The organism is Kribbella jiaozuonensis, assembly GCF_005233875.1.
Taxonomy (GTDB): domain Bacteria; phylum Actinomycetota; class Actinomycetes; order Propionibacteriales; family Kribbellaceae; genus Kribbella; species Kribbella jiaozuonensis.
Window position 1 is genome coordinate 1 of record NZ_SZPZ01000002.1, and the last position, 18219, is coordinate 18219.

Genomic DNA, 18219 nt, shown 5'->3' on the forward strand with positions numbered 1-18219 from the left:
GGGGAGCTTTGGCACGCGGTTAGCGCTGTGAGGGCGCAGAGGGCGGCTGTGGCGGTGGGGAGGGCCGGTCGGCGGGGCATGGGGTGGGGCTCCGTTCTTGGGTTGCTGGTGGTGTAAGGGTGGCATACGGAGGGTGTTCGGCGGGGTGGGTTATCCACAGGTTGCAGGTTGTTGCAGGGGTGGGTGGGAGGGGGTGGGAGGATGCGGGTATGTCGCCTATTGGTCGTCGTCGGGGTCGGGGGATTTTGGGGGGTTCGGGGGAGAAGAAGGTGGTGGTGCCGCCGGAGCCGCACCCGTCCGGGGCTCGGGCGCCGGGGATTCCCAAGGAGCTGGTGCCGCGGCATGTGGCGATCGTGATGGACGGGAACGGGCGGTGGGCCAAGCAGCGGGGGCTGCCGAGGACCGAGGGGCACAAGGCGGGGGAGGCCTCGCTGCTCGATGTGATCAAGGGTGGGATCGAGATCGGGGTGAAGTACATCTCGGCGTACGCGTTCTCGACGGAGAACTGGGCGCGGTCGCCCGAGGAGGTGCGGTTCCTGATGGGGTTCAACCGGGAGGTGATCCATCGGCGCCGGGACGAGCTGGATGCGATGGGGGTCCGGGTGGTGTGGTCCGGGCGGCGGCCGCGGTTGTGGAAGTCGGTGATCGACGAGCTCGAGTACGCGCAGGAGCGGACCAAGGACAACGACACGATCACCCTGCAGTTCTGCGTGAACTACGGCGGCCAGGCGGAGATCGCCGACGCGATGAAGTCGATCGCGGCGGAAGTTGCCGCAGGCAAGCTCAAGCCGGACCGGATCACCGAGAAGACGATCGCGCGGCACCTGTACGCGCCGGACATCCCCGAGGTGGACCTGTTCGTCCGTTCGTCGGGGGAGCAGCGGACGAGCAACTTCCTGGTCTGGCAGCTCGCGTACGCCGAGATGGTGTTCCTGGACACACTGTGGCCGGACTTCGACCGCCGCGACCTGTGGCGGGCGATCGAGCTCTACGCGCAGCGCGACCGCAGGTACGGCGGCGCCGTACCGAACGAGGTCACCGCCGAGGGGTGACCCGCAGGCAGGGTGGTCGACCCGGCTGCGTCTAGGCTCGTTGTGCAAGGCATCGATCATGACGAGAGCGCGGCCCCGACCAGACCGCGCGGCGGACGAAGGACGAACTGATGGCGAACGAGGCGGAATTCGCCCACTACACCGACCAGATCGCGAAGGCGGTCATCGAGGTGAATGCGACGCTACGGTCGGTGACCTACGATCTCGGCGACGATCAGATCGGCCGGGTGCTGGGCAGCCGCTCGGACGATCTCGCGATGCTGAGACCGGGTGTCGACGGCCTGGCCGCAGCGGAGCTGACGGTGCAGCGGGCCGAAGGCGCCGCCGTTGCTCCGGCCAAGGGGAACCTGGTCCACACGCTCGCGGCGTACCAGGGCGACGTCGAGGCGCAGTCAGCCCGCATCGGCGGCGTCCAGCGAACGCTGGGTGAGCAGCGCACCGGCACGAACCCGCAGGACCGCCACTGCCTGCAGGCCGGCTCGCAGGCGCTGGAGAGCGCGCTGAAGGATCTGGACAGGATCGAGCAGCTGCCCGGTCGGGCGACGGCCGACGTGGCGAAGCTCCGGACCGGCGTCGAGTACCTGAAGAACGTCGTCGATGTCGTCGACAGCCGGGTAGATCAGATGACCGCCCAACTGTCGGAGGGCAGGCAGGCGGCGTACAAGTTCCACACCGCCGCGCCCAGCGAGCTCCAGCCGTCTGCCGATCTCGGCCGGACCATCGGCCGGATGCAGGACTCGATCGCCGACACGCGTGACAACGCGCAACGTCTGCACGCGGACCTCGCGAAGAGCAGCGGCGGTTTCCAGTCGGTCGCCGAGTTCGCCGTCGGCGTCGCCAACGGCGCGCATGCCGAGCAGCAGGACGCAGCCCAGGAAGCCGAACAGCTGGCCGATGCGGTGCGAGCCGGCGTGAACCCGACCGCTCGCGCCGACCAGCACCCCGTCGCGCACCAGCCGGAGTCGGATCTCAGCCGCCGGCTCAACGGTCCCGCCCAGGAAGGCGGCCTGAAGCTCTAGCGACCCGGTGACGGCAGCAGGCCGCGCTCGATGGCGACCGTCACGGCGCGCGTGCGGTCGTCGACGTCCAGCTTGGCAAAGAGCCGCTGCAGATGGGTCTTCACCGTGGCCTCGCCGATGAACAGCTCACGCCCGATCTCCGCGTTGCTGAGCCCGCGCGCCACCGCGGCCAGCACCTCCAGCTCACGGGGCGACGGCGAAGCCGCGGCAGGTGCAGCCGGCGTACGAAGACGAGACATCAACCGCGCCGCAACCGGCGGAGCCAACACGGTCTCACCACGAGCAGCCGCGCGGATCCCGTTGAGCAGTTCGGCGTGCGGGGTGTCCTTCAGCAGATACCCGGCCGCGCCCGCCTCGACCGCGTGCAGGATGTCCGTGTCGGTGTCGTACGTCGTCAACACCAGCACCCGCGTCGACGGGTACCCGGACACGATCGCCCCGGTCGCGGTCACGCCGTCCATCCGCGGCATCCGCAGATCCATCAGTACGACGTCAGGCCGCGTCGACTCGACCAGCGCCACCGCTTCCGAACCGTCGCCGGCCTCGCCGACCACGGAGATGTCCTCGGTCACCGACAACATCCCGGTCAGCCCCGACCGTACGACCGGATGATCGTCGACCACCAGAACCCGAATCACGCATCCTCCTGCACAGCCGGGATCAACACCTGCACGCGCGTACCGCGTCCCGGCGCACTCTCCACCTGGACCGAACCGCCCGACTCCTCGACCCGCCCGCGCATCGCGTTCAACCCGAACCCGCCGGACACGGTCGCCGGCGTGAACCCGGAGCCGTCGTCCCGGATCTCGATCCACACCCCGTCGTCGGACAACCCGAGCGTGATCCGCACCTGCGTCGCGCGCGCATGCTTGCGTACGTTGGCCAGCGCCTCCTGCGCCGACCGCAACAGTACGACCTGCTGCGCCTGCGGCAGCGCCGCGACCTCGTCATCAGGCAGGTCCAGCGACACCTGTACGTCGACACCGGTCTCGGTCGCGAACCGCTCCGCCTGCCGCCGCAGTACCTCGGTCAACGTTGCCTCCGACAACGCAACCGGGGTGAACGCGGCAACCAACGCCCGCGCCTCCGCCAGGTTCTCCCGGGCAGTGTCCTCGATCGCCGCCAGCCGCGCCGAAGCGTCGGCCCCGCGTGAAAGCTCGACCGCCGCCGCCTGCGCCAGCATCACGATGCTCGTCATCCCCTGCGCGAGCGTGTCGTGGATCTCCCGCGCCATCCGCTCCCGCTCGGCCATCACACCCGCACTGTGGTGCGCCTCGGCGAGCTCGTCCCGCGCGGCCTCGAGCTGCTCGATCAGCTCGGCGCGCTGCTGGCTCTGCGTGATGACCTTCTCGATCCAGATCCCGAACAGCAGGCTGACCACGAGGCTGACCAGCATCCACGGCAGGATCTCCCAGAACGCCTTCCAGCCCCACCCCGCGCTCCACAACTGCGCCGTACCCACGCCGAGTATCAGCAGGACACTGAGCCCGATCCCCTCACGGATGTCCTCGCACAGCAACCAGATCTGCGCCGACCCGATGAACATCAGGAACACCGACTGCGGATAGATCCCGATCAGCACCACCAGCGCCGCGATCAGTACCAGCCGATACGCGTACCGCGGAAGCCGCTCCCGCGACCGGATCGCGGGCAGCCCGATGAACTGGTACGCCGCTCCGAGCACCACGACCGTACCGGCGAACACCGACTGCCGGACCGTCCCGAGATGCCCCAGGAACGACAGCGCCAGCGTCATCCCGAGCAGCACCCAGAAAACGATGTGCCAACCGATCAACGCCCGGGTCCACACGGGCTGTCCGGCGCCACCGCTCGAGCTCTGCACGGACCCCATCTTCCTCCACAACAGGATCCACACACGAGGTCCGGTCCAGGCAGGCTCAGGAGACAGCTCGGTACGACGCCGGTCCGGAAGGGCCGACGTCGTACCGGTGACCTCGTTCATCAGCCCGCGTCCCGGCGGGTCCAGCGGAACACCCGCTGGGCGAGGAACAGGCCGACGACCAGCCAGATCGACAGCACGATCGCGCCGGTGCCGAGCTGCCACGACTTGGCCGGCTCGGTCAGTTCGAAGCCGTCCGGCAGGAACACCGACCGCATGCCCTGGGCCAGCCACTTCAGCGGGAAGATCGCGGCGACGTTGCGCATCCAGGCCGGGAGGCTGCTGTAGACGAAGTACACGCCGGACATGAACTGCAGCAGCAGGACGATCGGCGTGATCACCGCGGACGCCGCCTTGCCGGACTTCGGTACGACGCTGAACGCGATCCCGAGCACCGATCCGGACGCCGTACCGAGGATGAAGATCCAGACGAAGTTCGCCCACTTGCCCGGCTCGGTCGGCAGGTCGACGCCGAGCAGCAGCCCGGAGATCGCCAGCAGCAGCGCGATCTGCGCGATCGAGGTGATCAGGACCTGGCCGATCTTGCCGATGAAGTAGGCCTGCGGCGGCATCGGCGTACCGCGGAGCCGCTTCAGCAGGCCTTCGTCGCGCTCCAGCGCGATGCTGATCGAGAGCGACTGGAAGCTGCTCAGGAAGATGCCGGAGGCGATCATCCCGGGGGTGAAGTAGGTCGCGGCGTTGACGCCGTTGAAGTCGGTGTTGCCGAACACGGCGGAGAAGATGCCGAGGAAGATGATCGGGAAGAAGAACGTGAAGATCAGCGCTTCCCGCTCGCGGAAGAACTCACGGACCTCGAGCTTGGTCCGGGCCAGGCCGATCGCCAGGGTCGACGGCAACGCCTTCGAGGTCGGGCGCTGCGTGGTCGTGTTCGCCATCAGAGTGCTCCAGCTTCCATCGCGAGTGCGGCGGTGTCGGCGGCGGTGGCCTTGCCGATCAGGTCCAGGTAGATGTCTTCGAGGCTCGGACGGCGGACCTCGAGCTCGGGAACCTCGCCGCCGAAGCGGGCCATCAGGGCGGCCACCTCGGCGGTCGGCTGGTCGGTGCGCAGTTCGTGCTGTCCGTCGGCGTCGGTCCAGGAGACCCGCGCGGTCCGGGCGCCGCGGCCGCCGAGTGTTTCCGGCGTACCGATCTCGATCATCCGGCCGTCGGCGATCACGCCGACCCGGTCGGCGAGGTGCTCGGCCTCGTCGAGGTAGTGGGTGGTCAGCAGGATCGTGGTGCCCTCGGTGCGGAGCTCCTCGATCAGCGTCCAGAACTGCCGGCGCGCCTCGGGGTCGAACCCGGTCGTCGGCTCGTCGAGGAACAGCAGCTCCGGGTTGCCGATCACGCCGAGCGCCACATCGAGCCGCCGGCGCTGACCGCCAGACAGCTTGCGCGGGCGGGTCTTGCGCTTCTCCTCGAGCCCGACGGCGGCGATCACCTCGTCGGGGTCGCGCGGGTTCGGGTAGTAGCCGGCGTAGTGGTTGACCAGCTCGGAGACCGTCGACTCGGCCTCGTCGCGGGACGTCTGCAGGACGATGCCGAGTCGGCTGCGCCAGGCCCGGTCGCTGTGCGCCGGGTCCGTCCCCAGCACGCTCACTTCTCCCTCGTCGGCCCGGCGATACCCCTCCAGAATCTCCGTGGTCGTCGTCTTACCGGCCCCGTTCGGGCCGAGCAGGGCGAAGACCTCGCCCCGGTGGATGTCCAGATCGACACCGTCGACCGCGACCTTGTCCGGGTACCGCTTGACCAGGCCGCGCACCCTCACTGCGTTGTCGTTCTCCATGCCTCAACTCTCGCGGCCCGGGGCCGGTCGGCGGGAGCACCGGCTGACGGACTGTGTGTCCACCGACCGGGGGACACGGCGACGTACACGCCGAGGGGGCTGACGGGAGTGGGGGCGGGCGGTTAGGTTCGGGGAATGGCTCAGACGGTGCGTGGCGTGGTGGCGGCGGGCAAGGGTGCTCCGGTGACGATCGAGGAGATCACGATCCCGGATCCGGGTCCGGGCGAGGCAGTGGTGAAGGTCCAGGCCTGCGGGGTCTGCCACACCGACCTGCACTACCGGGAGGGCGGGATCAACGACGACTTCCCGTTCCTGCTCGGGCACGAGGCGGCAGGGATCGTGGAGTCGGTCGGCGAGGGCGTGACCGACGTACAGCCGGGGGACTTCGTCGTACTGAACTGGCGGGCGGTGTGCGGGAACTGTCGCGCCTGCCTGCGCGGGCGGCCGTGGTACTGCTTCAACACCCACAACGCGAAGCAGAAGATGACGCTCGCGGATGGGACCGAGCTCAGCCCGGCGCTCGGCATCGGGGCGTTCGCCGAGAAGACGCTGGTCGCGGCGGGTCAGTGCACGAAGGTCGACCCGGCCGCGAAGCCGGAGGTCGCCGGGCTGCTCGGCTGTGGCGTGATGGCTGGTCTCGGTGCCGCGATCAACACGGGCAACGTCGGTCGCGGTGACACGGTCGCGGTCATCGGTTCGGGCGGCGTCGGTACGGCGGCTGTGGTCGGAGCCCGGCTCGCCGGCGCCGCGAAGGTCATTGCCATCGACATCGATGACCGCAAGCTGACCGTGGCGCAGGAGCTCGGCGCGACCCACGCGATCAACTCCAAGAACCTCGACCACGACGGCGTCGTCGAGGCGGTTCAGGAGCTGACCGGCGGATTCGGCGCGGACGTCGTGATCGACGCGGTCGGCCGTCCGGAGACGTGGAAGCAGGCATTCTACGCGCGGGACCTGGCCGGGACGGTCGTGCTCGTCGGCGTACCCACACCTGACATGACCCTCGAGATGCCGCTGCTCGACTTCTTCGGTCGCGGCGGGTCGCTCAAGTCCAGCTGGTACGGCGACTGCCTGCCGACCCGCGATTTCCCACTGCTGATCGACCTCCACCTGCAGGGTCGCTTGCCGCTGGACCGCTTCGTCTCCGAGACGATCGGGCTGGACGACGTGGAGGCAGCCTTCACCAAGATGCACCACGGCGACGTACTCCGCTCGGTGGTCGTCTTCTAGGCCTGGCGGACGCTGCGGGCGAGGAAGCTGCCCGCGACGATGCCGATCGCGGCGACAGCGGCGAGGTACCAACTCGTCGTGGTGAGCGAGCCTGTCGACAGGTACAGGGTTCCGAAGATCGTCACGCCGCCGACCTGGCTCAGTTGGATGGTCGTGGTGAGTACTCCGCTCGCATCGGCCGCTCTGCTCAGTGGGACGTGGACCAGGGCTTGGGTGACGAGCGGGCTGGCGGACAGGCCCATGCCGGCCCCGGCCAGTACCAGCGCCGGCCACACGAATGAACCGGCGCCGGCGTACCCGAGCATGCACAGCGCGAGGCCGGTGGGAACGACCAGGTAATGCAGCCGGCCCGGGAGGGAACGCCAGAAGAACCCGACCAGACCGAAGGTGACGGCGAACGGCAGCCAGGTGAGCCCGGAGTGGAGGGCCGATTCGCCGAGACCGTCCTGCAGGTGGAGGGTGAAGCTGAACATGAACCCGCCGAGTGCCAACAGCGTGCAGGTGAGCGTCGCGATACCCGCCACGAGGCCGCGGGCACGGAGTACGTCGAGATTCAGGAGCGGATCGTCGACCCGGCGCTCGACCCGGACGAAGACCACCGCGAGCACGAGCCCCGCGCCGAAGCAGACGAACCTCCACCGCGGCCAGCCGAGCTCGTGCCCGATCACCATCGGCAGCACCAGCAGGAGTACTGCGCAGGTCGAGATCGCCAGCCCGGTCAGGTCCAGACGACGCGCGGCCGTCGGACGGTCGGCCGGTACCAGCCGGGGGACCAGGACCGCGAGAAGGATGCCGACCGGGACGTTGATCAGGAAGCTCGGGCGCCACTGAGCGCCGAACAGGTTCGCGGCGAGGAGCAGGCCGCCGACGACCAGGCCCGCCACCTGGCCGGCGGACAGCGTCACGCCGTACGCGGACAGGGCCTTGGCGCGAGCGGGGCCGGTGAAATGGGTCTGGATCACGCTGATGATCTGCGGCACCATCACTGCGGCTGCGATGCCTTGAGCGAAGCGGAACAGCACCAGCGGCAGGATGGCCGGAGCCAGGCCGCAGGCGAGCGACGCGAGCGTGAACAGCACGACGCCGATCAGGTACATCCGGCGGCGGCCGTAGAGGTCGCCTAGCCGCGCACCGGTGATCAGGGTCATCGCGTACGCGACCATGTAGCCGCCGACGACCAGTTGCAGCCAGGCGCCCGATGCATGGAAGTCGGTGCCGATGGTGGGCATCGCGACGTTGACGACGGATGTGTCCAGCAGTGCCATGAACTGGCCGAGCAGCAACACGGCGAGCATCAGTCCGCGCCGGGTGCCGACGTCAGCCGGGCGGTCGATCATCACAGCGGCCATCAGGTTTTCTCCCTCGTTGAGTCAGGACGTGGGTATGTACCTGGCGCACCTCGCGGATTCATCGGCCGCGCTGCGATGAATTCCGGCGGCCCGCGCGGTACGTACTTCCACAGACCCTGATCAGTGGGAGGCTCGCGACGTGGACCGAGACGACTTCGACCAGCAGGTGGCGCCGTACCGGCGTGAACTGCTGGCGCACTGCTACCGGATGCTCGGTTCGGTGCACGACGCGGAGGATCTCGTCCAGGAGACCTTCCTCCGGGCCTGGCGCGCGATCGACTCGTACGACGCGGAGCGGGCCTCGCTGCGCACCTGGCTCTACCGGATCGCGACCAACGCCTGCCTGACAGCGCTCAAGGGACGTGGACGGCGTGCGCTCCCGTCAGGTCTGGTCGCAGCGGCGACCGATGCCCAGGCACCGATCGAGTTGGCCCTCGACGTGCCCTGGTTGCAGCCGTTCCCCACCAGTGGCGACCCTGCTGCGGCCCTGGCAGCCAAGGGGAGTCTGCGGCTCGCGCTGGTGGCCGCGATGCAGTATCTGCCCGCTCGGCAGCGGGCGGTGCTGGTACTGCGGGACGTCCTGGACTGGTCAGCCGCCGATGTCGCCGAGGCGTTGGAGACGACCCCGGCCTCGGTCAACAGCGCCCTCCAGCGTGCTCGGGCGCGCCTGGCCGAGGTAGATGTCACCGAGGACGACGTCGACGAGCCCACCGACAAGGAGATCAAGGGGATCGTCGACGATTACGTCCGCGCCTTCGAAGCCGCCGACGTACAAGAGCTGAGCCGGCTGCTCGCCGAGCGGGTCGTGCTGGAGATGCCGCCGGCGCCGCTGTGGTTCGTGGGGCGCGACGCGTACGGCGCGTTCATCGAGCGTGTCTACGCGATGCGCGGTCCGGCTTGGCGGATGGTGCCGACGACGGCGAACGGCCAGCCCGCCGTCGGCGCGTACGTGCGCACCGACGACGGGCGCTACCACCCGCACACCCTCCAGGTCTTCACCGTCACCAGGGCCGGGATCACGCACAACATCACGTTCTTCGACCAGGGCCTCTTCGAGTACTTCGGGCTGCCGTCACACCTTGAATGAGATCCACAGGTCCGGAGTCGCGTCGGGTTTGCCGGCGATCGGTCGGGCCTCCTGGGTCCAGACATCGCCGGATACCTCGGTCGCGACCCGCTGCCAGAAGCGGACTGCCTTCTCGTTGTTGCCCTGGAACGCGACGTCGCACGGACCGGGGTGGTTCGACAGCACCTCTTGTACCGCCCGCAGTCCCAGACCGCTCCGGCGTACCGGGCGCACCATGAAGAACGCGTTCAGCACATGTACCGGCTGCTGCAGCGCGCGCATGAAGCAGAAACCGACCGGGTTCTCGCCGACCGAGATCAGATACCCGGCCCACTCCGGATCGCCGGTGAGAACCTTCTCCAACCACTCGGTGCGGTAGCTGCCGTCGGGCCGCGGCAGCTGGCCCTGGAACTCGGACATGTCGTGGCGAAACATCAACCACAGCCGCTCCATCAAATCCCGGTCGGAAGGCTGGACACGGCGCACCAACAGATCAGACATACGTCTCCTCAGAACGTGATCAGAACGCAGAAAAGCCTCCCGCCGGAAGAGTCCGGTACGGAAGGCTTACTGCGGTCAGTTTATCAGTTCTGCGGGGCCGTCTCCCCGGCGACCCAGTTCATATCCGGGTAGCGCAGGCCGACCGGGGTCAGCTTCGACAGCCCGGCCACATCCTCCGCGGTCAACGAAAGCTCGACCGCCGCCGCGTTCTCCTCCAGGTACTTGCGCCGCTTCGTCCCCGGGATCGGCGCGATATCGTTGCCCTGCGCAAGCACCCAGGCGAGTGCGACCTGGCCCGGCGTGGCGTCGTACCGAGCCGCCACCGAGCGGATCTCCTCGACCAGCGCGAGATTCGCGTCGAGGTTGTCTCCGGAGAAGCGCGGCAGGGTACGGCGGAAGTCGTCGGCCGGAAGCTCCGACGGCAACGCGCCGGTGAGCATGCCGCGACCGAGCGGCGAGTACGGCACGATCCCGATGCCGAGCTCGCGACAGGTCGGCAGTACCGACTCCTCGATGTCCCGGCTGAACAGTGACCACTCGCTCTGCACGGCGGTGATCGGATGTACGGCGTGCGCCCGCCGGATCGTCTCGGCCGACGCCTCCGACAACCCGAGGTACCGAACCTTGCCCGCCTCGATCAGCGAAGCCATCGCCCCGACCGTCTCCTCGACAGGTACGGCGGGATCCATGCGGTGCTGGTAGTACAGGTCGACGTGGTCCACGCCCAGCCGCTGCAGCGACGCGTCGATCGCGGACCGGACGTACTCCGGCGTCCCGTTCACGCCGCGCTTCGACGGGTCGCGCCCGTCGCCGGTGATCCCGAACTTCGTCGCCAGGAACACCTCGTCCCGGCGGTCGGTGATCGCCGCGCCGACCAGTTCCTCGTTCGCGCCGAAGCCGTACAGGTCGGCGGTGTCGAGGAACGTGATGCCGAGGTCGAGCGCGCGGTGCAGGGTGGCGACGGACTCGTTGTCGTCGGCTGCGCCGTACGCGTAGCTCATTCCCATGCAGCCGAGTCCGAGCCGGCTGACCTCGGCGCCTTGACTACCCAGTTTCATCAGAATCTCCCAGAAGTTGGCATGGCTCCGCCCGGGTACCCCGGGGTGAGCGCGGAAAGTTACGGAGTGGCAGTGCCGCCGTACACGTCGATCTTGTAGTCGGTCACTGCGAGGGCGAGCTGCAGATCACGCAGCTGCCGGTGGATCTTGGCGCGGTGCTCCTGCATCAGGGCGAGCCGCTGGGGTGCTGTGTGGTCGCCCTCCTGCACCAGCGCCAGGTAGTGGCTGAGTGTGCCGATCGGCATTCCGGAGGCACGCAGCCGGCTGATGAACAGGATCCGCGCCATCGCCCGCCGGTCGTAGCTGCGGTAGCCGGCCGCGTCCCGGCCCACCTCGAGCAGACCGATCCGCTCGTAGTACCGCAGGGTGTGGGCGGTGAGGCCGGTGAGCTCGGCGGCCTCGGCGATCGACAGCTGCTCGGGCAGATCGTCCGGGAGCTCGAGCAGGCAGAGCAGGTCCGGGTCGATCGGTTCCAGCTCCGGGTGGTGTGCCGCGATGGCGGTACGGCGGTCCGTGAGCAGCTCGGTCGCGTTCATGTCTTCGACCGTACGCCTTAGAGCGCACTCAAAGGCAAACTCTCATCCGATCAAGTTGTGCAGCTGGTGCCGGCCGGAGATGCCGAGCTTGGGGTAGGCGCGGTAGAGGTGCGAGGCGATGGTTCGCGGGGAGAGGAAGAGACGATCGCCGATCTCGGCGTTGGTCAGGCCGCGGGCGGCGAGCAGGACGATCTCGCGTTGCTGTGCGGTGAGTTCGGCGAGGGCGTCGGTGATGGTGGTCGGGGTGAGCGGCTCGGCTACGCCGCAGGCGCGGAGTTCGGTCTCGGTACGCCGGGTCCAGGGGACCGCTCCGAGTCGGCGGAAGGTCTCCAGCGCGGCGGCGAGGACCGGCTTGGCGTCGTTGATGCGTCGTTGCCGCCGGAGCCACTCGCCGTAGTCGAGCCGGAGCAACGCCCGCTCGAACGGCCACTGCTCACCCGCGGGATCGGCCAGCGCCTGCTCGAACCACTCCGGTTCGCCGATGAGCGCCCGGGCTCGTGCGACCAACTGCCGTTGACGCGGGCCCATCGCGACTGCGTTCTCGACGAGAGCATGAACCTCGGGGGCGCGTTCGGCCCGGACGGCGGCCGCGGCCAGGTCGGCGATCGCCAGGTACGACACGTGGTGATGCAACGGCTCACCGGCATCGGAGAAGAGCCGCCGCAACTCGGTGTACGCCGAGCCGTAGTTGCCCGCACCGAATGCCGCCTTCCCCGCCGCATGGAACGCCCGCGCGGCCACCGACCGGTACTCCCGCTGATCCGCGGCCTTCGTTGCCCTGGCCAACAACCGTCGCGCTTCGGCGGCCTCACCGCGGAACGCCAGCACCGTCGCCGTACTCAGATCGGCCGACGCGGCAACAGTCTCCATTTGGTATGCCAAAGCGGCGTCGTACGCCTCCCGGCCGGCCGCGAGCGCCTCGTCCCAGCGGCCGCTGTCGATACAGGCCCACTGCAATGCCGACAGCGCCGCGCCGCTTCCGCCACGCATCCCGGGTTCGCGCAGCCGACTGAGTGCCTCGCGCAACAACTTCACGGCGAGTTCCGTTGCGTCGAGCAACCACGCGGCCGCGCCGGCCATGCCCGGATCACTGACCTTCCCGAGCCGATCCAGCTCACCGACAAGCTCCGCCGACGGCTCCACACAAGCCCACGCCCAGAGCCGAGGCACAACGTCACCGGGCGGCAACAGCTTCAACCCGTCGAGTACGGCGGACCGATCGCCCGGATCACCCGACTGGTACGCAACTGTCGCAGCCAACGCGATCGCATCCCAGGCGATCGCCGGCTGCCGTGCCGCCGCCTCCGACGAGACCGTGAGCAGCGTCGACAACGCGGCGCCGTGCTGGTTGGACCAGACCAACGCCCAGCCGATCAACTGCTGAGCAGCAATCCGCACCGACGGATCGGCGGTCAACGCCAGCGCTCGCGCAGCGAGATCCTCGACCCAGTCCGCCTGACCGCTCGACAGCGCGAGCCCGGCCGCCGTCAATAGCCGCCGAGCCCGGTCGCCCTCCGACGGACTTAGCTCGGCCGCCCGCTCCAACGCTCGTGCCGCCGCGGCCGCACCGCCACGCTGTTGTGTCTGCGCGGCCGTCGCCTCCAACAGCGCCGCGAGCTTCTCGTCGGGTTCGAGCGCCGCTGCCGCACGGTGCCAGGCGTGCCGATCCGGCTGATCGACCAGTGCATCGGCGATCCGCGCATGAGCCGCGGCCCGTTCGGCAAAGGGCACCGAGTGATAGACGGCGGCACGCACCAGCGGATGCGTGAACTGAGGCCCCGAGCCGTCCACCCGGATCAGCCCGGCCCGCTCAGCGGGAGCAAGAGCCTCCAGCCCAGGCACCTGCAACGCCAGCTCCGGACTATCGGCGACTGCGGCCAGCAGCAGCGCCGTACGCGTCGACTCAGGCAGTACGGCGACCTGTGCGGCGAGCACGCTGCGCAGTCGATCGGTCAGCGGCAACGGTTCGGCCGCCCAACGCCGGCCGGCACCTGGATCGGCGGCGATCGCCTTCGACAGTTCGATCAGTGCGAGCGGATTTCCGGCGGCCTGGGCGAGGACCTGTTCTCGCGCCCGCTCGCGTGGCGGATGCGGCTGCTGATCGAGCAGCAGCCTGGCGTCCGCAGTACCCAACGGCTGCAGGCGGAGTTCGGCGAAGTCGAACCCTGGCGGAGCCGTCGCACCACGGGCGGCGATCAACATGACGAGCGGTTCGGAGTCCAGCCGACGCGCAGCGAACGAGAGACTGTCCAGCGATGCGCGATCCAGCCACTGAGCGTCGTCGACGGCGACGAGCAGGGGAGTGGTCTCGGCCACGAGCGACAACAACGTGAGTACGGCGATTCCCGTCAGCAGGCTGTCCGCCGGGACCGGTTCGTCGGTCAGCGCGAACGCACCGAGCAGCGCCTGTGCCTGGCGGTTCGGGAGCTTCGGGACGACGTCGAGCACCGGGCGGAGCAGCTGGTGCAGACCGGCGTACGCGAGATCTCTCTCCGACTCGCGGCCGACGACGCTGAGTACGCGGCGGCCCGCGGTGCGCGCCCGTTCGGTCACGTCGGCCATGAGTGCTGTCTTGCCCAGGCCGGGATCGCCGAGCAGGACCTGTACGCGTGGCGCGGTGTGGGGTGCGGCAACGAGTTGCGCGAGCTGGAACAGCTCAGTGTCCCGTCCGATCACCCCGATGCCAGTGGGAGCCACTTGAGCAGTCTCCCACCGGGATCAGTCAACGTGCGGATACCCCTGACCGCGGCCGGCTCGCGAGCATGAACTCAAGACTGCGATGAAAGGACCTCCCGAGATGGACAACCGACCGAACATCGTCCTCGTGCACGGCGCCTGGGCCGACGGCTCGTGCTGGAGCGGCGTCATCGAACGGCTGCAGGCGGACGGGTACCGGGTGACCGCTCCGCAGTTCCCGCTCACGTCGCTCGCCGCCGACGTCGCGCGGCTGCGGCAAGTACTGGAACTCCAGGACGGTCCGACGATCGTCGCCGGGCACTCGTACGGCGGTCAGATCGTCACCGCGCTCGGCACCGAGGCGCCGAACGTGGTCGGCCTGGTCTACATTGCCGCGTTCGCCCTGGACAACGGCGAGGCGCTGGGCGCGCTGCTGTCCCAGGGGCCGACACCGGCGGCGCTCGTCCATCTGTTCACCGACCAGCAGGGCTTCAACTGGTTGTCCGAGGACGACTTCGTCGGCCACTTCGCCGGCGACCTCGAGCCCGCCAAGGCGAGGGTCCTGTACGCCGTGCAGCAGCCGCTCGCCGGGTCGACGTTCACCGACGTGATGGGCGTACCGGCGTGGAAGTCCCTGCCGACCTGGTACCTGGTCGCGAAGGGCGACGAGGCGATCCCGCCGGACGCCGAGCGTCAGTTCGCCGGCCGGATGGGTGCGACGACGGTGGAGGTCGAGTCGGGCCACGTCGCGATGGTCTCCCACCCCGACGAGGTCACCGACCTGATCCGCACCGCCGCGGAGGGCGTGCACTGATCGGGGCAGAAGCCGCCGGCAGCGCTTTGCCGGCGGCTCAGGCCTGGCAGTCCTGGCAGGTGCCGAAGATTTCGAGGGTGTGGCTGATGTCGGCGTACCCGTGCTCGGCGGCGACCTTGTCGGCCCAGCGCTCCACGGCCGGTCCCTCGACCTCGACGGTCCGGCCGCAGTTGCGGCAGACCAGGTGGTGGTGATGACCCTTCGAGCAGCGCCGGTACGCCGTCTCGCCGTCGGCGTTGCGCAGTACGTCGACCTCGCTGGAGTCCGCGAGCGCCTGCAGGGTCCGGTAGACAGTGGTCAGGCCGACGTTCTCACCGGCGGACCGGAGGTCCTGGTGGATCTCCTGGGCGGTGCGGAATTCGTCGAGCTTGTCAAGCGCTTGCGCGACCGCCGCGCGCTGACGGGTCGAGCGTGTTCCGATAGCCACCGTTCCTCCTGTCATCTCATCACCACGCCCAATTCTCTCAGAAGTCAGCAAGTGTCAGTGCTCATCCCAGTGATCCCCGTGTGCCGCGTGCAGGTGCCCGTCGTGCACATAGTCCACGTGGTCACCGTGTTCGACCTTCTTGTGACCGCAGACCTGGTTGTGCGCGTGCGGGTGCCCGGCACTCACCACATGCGGCTCAGGCGCGGGTACGCCGACCTCCGGCTCCTCGTCCGCGAGCGGACGCGCCCGCCCGGACCGCCGCCGGAGCAGCGTCCCGACCGTGGCCGCCACCACGAACCCGGCCAGCGCCAGTACGACGATGGTCGCGCCCGGAGCCACATTCGCGTTGTACGACGTGACGATCCCGGCCAGACACGCCAGCACCCCGATGATGCACGCAGTGACAAACGTACTGCGGAACGAGCGCGTCACCTGCTGCGCTGTCGCCACCGGGACCACCATCAGCGCACTGACCAGCAGCAGGCCCACGGTCCGCATCGCCACGGTGACCGTCACCGCAGCCATCACAGCGATCACGAGGTTGAGCAGCTGCACCCGGAGTCCCGTCGTACGGGCGAACTCCTCGTCCTGGCACACCGCGAACAGCTGCGGTCCCAGACCGATCGCCACGACCAGCACGGCCACGGCCAGGCCGACGACGACGTACAGGTCACTCTGGGACACCGTGGTCAGTGAACCGAACAGATAGGTGTTCAGGGTGGCCGCACCTTGACCAGCCAGCCCGATGAGCAGCACACCGCCGGCGATACCGCCGTAGAACAGCAGGGCGAGCGCCACGTCCCCAGTGGCCTTGCCGCGCGCCCGGACCAGCTCGATAGCGGTCGCACCGGCGATCGATACGAGTACGGCGGTCAGGACCGGGGCGCTCCCGGTGAGCAGCCCGAGTGCGACGCCGGTGATCGCGATGTGGCCGATGCCGTCACCCATCAGCGACAGCCGCCGCTGCACCAGGTAGGTCCCGATGGCCGGGGCGGACAGACCGGTCAGCAGGCCGGCGATCAGCGCCCGCTGCATGAACGCGAGCTCGAACATGCTCATGAAGGTGTCCACCCCGCTCCGTCGTCGATGTCGTCGGTGTGTGAGTGGTGGACGTGGGCGTGGGTCTGCGAGGCGTGCGGCGGCCCGTCGTACACGATGCGGCCGCGGCGCATCACCACCGAGCGGTCGATCAGCGCGTCCATCGGGCCGAGATCGTGGCTCACCATCACGACCGTCGTACCGCTGGCGACCCGGTCCCGGACCGCGTCGGCGAAGATCTGCTGGCTGGCCAGATCCACGCCGGCGGTCGGCTCGTCGAGGATCAGCAGCTCCGGGTCGGACACCAGCGCCCGCGCGATCAGGACCCGCTGCTGCTGCCCGCCGGACAACTCGGCGACGGCGTCCTTGCGCCGGTCGGCCATGTCGACGACCTCGAGGGCCTGCTCGATCGCCAGCTTGCCGTCCGCCCCGAGCGGGCTGAACAGTCGCCGCTTGGAGAGCAGGCCCGACGAGACCACCTCGTACACGGTCGCCGGTACGCCGCCGGCCGCGGTGATGCGCTGCGGTACGTACCCGACGCGGCGCCACTGGCGGAAGCGGGGGACCGGAGTACCGAACAGTCGCACCTCGCCGCGGGCCGCCGGCAGCAGGCCGACGATGGTCTTGATCAGCGTGGACTTGCCGGACCCGTTGGTCCCGAGCACGGCGACGACCTCGCCCTGCCGGATCCGCAGATCGATACCCCGAAGCACGAGCCGACCGCCCAGATCCACCGAAAGATCGGAGACCTGGACGGCCCTGGGGGAGTCTTCAGGTGTCATTTGCAGCCGTTCGCCGTCCGCAGTTCCTGCAGGTTCTGCTGCATGAGGGTCAGGTACGTTTCCTTGGAGTTGGCGTCGGACAGGCCCTCGATCGGGCTGAGCACGGCGGTCTTGACACCGACGTCGTTCGCGATCGTGTCGGCCACCTTCGGACTGACCAGCTCCTCGTAGAAGATCGTCGTCACTTTCTGGGCCTTCACGATGTCCTGGACCTCCTTGATCCGGCTCGGCGTCGGCTCGGCGTCCGGCGTGAACCCGGCGATCCCGACCATCGTCAGACCGTATCGCTTCGCCAGGTAGGCGAACGCCTCGTGACTCGTCACGAACGTGTTCAGCTTGCAGTCGGTCAGACCGGTCTTGTACTGCGCGTCGAGCTTGCTGATCTGACCGAGCAGGGCCTGGGCGCGTTCGTGGTACCCGGCGGCGTTGGCGCTGTCGACGCTGGCCAGCTTCTCCTCGACCGCCTTGACGACCTCGGCATACCGCACCGGGTCGAGCCAGAAGTGCGGGTCGAGCGCGTCCTCCTTGTGGGCGGCCGGCGCCGCACCGTCGCCGTGCTCCTCGAAGTCGGCGCCCGTCGTCTCCAGTTGGGCGGCCGGCGAGACGTCGAAGCCGGCGTCCTGCGCGTTCTGATCGACGGCCTCGTCGACGGCCGGCTGCAGCTTCTTCTCGTAGATCACGACCTTCGCCTCGACCATCGATCCGACCTGCTTGGGGGTCAGCTCCAGGTCGTGCGGCTCGACACCCGGTGCGGTCAGGGTGGTCACGTGCACGGCGTCGCCACCCACCGTGCGAGCGATGAACTCGAGCGGGTAGAACGAGGTCACGACGTCGAGCTTCCCGTCCGCGGCGCCGGTGGCCGACGGGCCACCGCATCCGGCCAGGGCGAGTGTCGCCGTGACGACGGCACCGGCGACAATAGCTCGAAGACCTGATCTCATGACAATCATTTTCATTTTATTGGAACTGGTTGTCAAAACAAGGA

At 68.8% G+C, this 18219-nt stretch carries 18 protein-coding genes; 5 read left to right on the forward strand and 13 right to left on the reverse strand.

From position 1 onward, the window contains the following. Positions 1-272: 272 nt before the first annotated feature. Entirely contained in the window at positions 273-1052 is a 780-nt protein-coding gene (locus FDA38_RS11655; protein WP_233714673.1) for an isoprenyl transferase, read from the forward strand. 110 nt (positions 1053-1162) lie between these two features. Beyond that, positions 1163-2071: a hypothetical protein gene (locus FDA38_RS11660; protein ID WP_137253839.1), complete on the forward strand. Its 909-nt coding sequence runs from the start codon at positions 1163-1165 to the stop codon at positions 2069-2071. On the opposite strand, the gene FDA38_RS11665 is transcribed toward FDA38_RS11660, so the two are convergent. Genes FDA38_RS11665 through FDA38_RS11680 form a run of 4 tightly spaced genes read right to left on the reverse strand, consistent with a single transcriptional unit; the run spans position 2068 to position 5757 of the window. Beyond that, positions 2068-2709 (reverse strand): response regulator transcription factor, encoded by a 642-nt coding sequence (locus FDA38_RS11665; protein ID WP_137253840.1) that lies wholly within the window; start codon positions 2707-2709, stop codon positions 2068-2070. The two genes, FDA38_RS11660 and FDA38_RS11665, sit on opposite strands and share 4 nt — an antisense overlap. Further along, positions 2706-4034, reverse strand: coding sequence for a sensor histidine kinase (locus FDA38_RS11670; protein ID WP_233714631.1), 1329 nt, complete (start codon positions 4032-4034; stop codon positions 2706-2708). Before FDA38_RS11670 ends, FDA38_RS11665 begins: the two co-directional genes overlap by 4 nt. Further along, positions 4034-4867, reverse strand: coding sequence for an ABC transporter permease (locus FDA38_RS11675; RefSeq protein ID WP_137253841.1), 834 nt, complete (start codon positions 4865-4867; stop codon positions 4034-4036). The genes FDA38_RS11670 and FDA38_RS11675 overlap by 1 nt, the downstream gene beginning before the upstream one ends. After that, positions 4867-5757, reverse strand: a complete 891-nt coding sequence (locus FDA38_RS11680) for an ABC transporter ATP-binding protein (protein WP_137253842.1) — start codon at positions 5755-5757, stop codon at positions 4867-4869. The genes FDA38_RS11675 and FDA38_RS11680 overlap by 1 nt, the downstream gene beginning before the upstream one ends. 135 nt (positions 5758-5892) lie before the next feature. Here FDA38_RS11680 and FDA38_RS11685 point away from each other — a divergent pair, with 135 nt between their 5' ends. Continuing rightward, entirely contained in the window at positions 5893-6987 is a 1095-nt protein-coding gene (locus FDA38_RS11685) for an S-(hydroxymethyl)mycothiol dehydrogenase (protein WP_137253843.1), read from the forward strand. Here the strand turns inward: FDA38_RS11685 and FDA38_RS11690 are convergent. After that, complete coding sequence (locus FDA38_RS11690; protein WP_137253844.1) at positions 6984-8336, reverse strand: MFS transporter; 1353 nt, start codon at positions 8334-8336, stop codon at positions 6984-6986. The genes FDA38_RS11685 and FDA38_RS11690 overlap by 4 nt on opposite strands. A 139-nt stretch (positions 8337-8475) precedes the next feature. On the opposite strand from FDA38_RS11690, the gene FDA38_RS11695 reads away from it, so the two are divergent. Further along, on the forward strand, positions 8476-9423 hold the full coding sequence (locus FDA38_RS11695; protein WP_233714632.1) for a sigma-70 family RNA polymerase sigma factor: 948 nt from the start codon (positions 8476-8478) through the stop codon (positions 9421-9423). On the opposite strand, the gene FDA38_RS11700 is transcribed toward FDA38_RS11695, so the two are convergent. The 4 genes from FDA38_RS11700 to FDA38_RS11715 all read right to left on the reverse strand — a co-directional run bounded on the left by FDA38_RS11700 (position 9409) and on the right by FDA38_RS11715 (position 14194). Next, positions 9409-9903 (reverse strand): GNAT family N-acetyltransferase, encoded by a 495-nt coding sequence (locus FDA38_RS11700; RefSeq protein WP_137253846.1) that lies wholly within the window; start codon positions 9901-9903, stop codon positions 9409-9411. The two genes, FDA38_RS11695 and FDA38_RS11700, sit on opposite strands and share 15 nt — an antisense overlap. 83 nt (positions 9904-9986) lie before the next feature. Then, the gene (locus FDA38_RS11705; protein WP_137253847.1) at positions 9987-10961 is read right to left on the reverse strand and encodes an aldo/keto reductase; all 975 of its coding nucleotides are present in this window, start codon (positions 10959-10961) and stop codon (positions 9987-9989) included. Positions 10962-11020: 59 nt separating this feature from the next. Beyond that, positions 11021-11497, reverse strand: coding sequence for a MerR family transcriptional regulator (locus tag FDA38_RS11710; protein WP_137253848.1), 477 nt, complete (start codon positions 11495-11497; stop codon positions 11021-11023). 42 nt (positions 11498-11539) lie between these two features. After that, the gene (locus tag FDA38_RS11715) at positions 11540-14194 is read right to left on the reverse strand and encodes a helix-turn-helix transcriptional regulator (RefSeq protein ID WP_202877615.1); all 2655 of its coding nucleotides are present in this window, start codon (positions 14192-14194) and stop codon (positions 11540-11542) included. Positions 14195-14294: 100 nt separating this feature from the next. Here FDA38_RS11715 and FDA38_RS11720 point away from each other — a divergent pair, with 100 nt between their 5' ends. After that, positions 14295-14987 carry an alpha/beta fold hydrolase gene (locus FDA38_RS11720; RefSeq protein ID WP_137253849.1) on the forward strand — a complete coding sequence of 231 codons (693 nt, stop codon included), beginning with the start codon at positions 14295-14297 and terminating at the stop codon, positions 14985-14987. Positions 14988-15024: 37 nt separating this feature from the next. Here FDA38_RS11720 and FDA38_RS11725 read toward each other — a convergent pair whose 3' ends face one another. From FDA38_RS11725 to FDA38_RS11740, 4 genes are read right to left on the reverse strand one after another with little or no spacing between them, the layout of a single operon-like run. Then, positions 15025-15414, reverse strand: a complete 390-nt coding sequence (locus FDA38_RS11725) for a Fur family transcriptional regulator (protein ID WP_233714633.1) — start codon at positions 15412-15414, stop codon at positions 15025-15027. Between the two features lie 54 nt (positions 15415-15468). Further along, on the reverse strand, positions 15469-16473 hold the full coding sequence (locus FDA38_RS11730) for a metal ABC transporter permease (protein ID WP_137253851.1): 1005 nt from the start codon (positions 16471-16473) through the stop codon (positions 15469-15471). Continuing rightward, entirely contained in the window at positions 16470-17186 is a 717-nt protein-coding gene (locus FDA38_RS11735; RefSeq protein WP_233714634.1) for a metal ABC transporter ATP-binding protein, read from the reverse strand. Before FDA38_RS11735 ends, FDA38_RS11730 begins: the two co-directional genes overlap by 4 nt. Before the next feature lie 44 nt (positions 17187-17230). Beyond that, positions 17231-18175, reverse strand: a complete 945-nt coding sequence (locus FDA38_RS11740; RefSeq protein ID WP_137253853.1) for a metal ABC transporter substrate-binding protein — start codon at positions 18173-18175, stop codon at positions 17231-17233. Between the last annotated feature and the right edge of the window lie 44 nt (positions 18176-18219).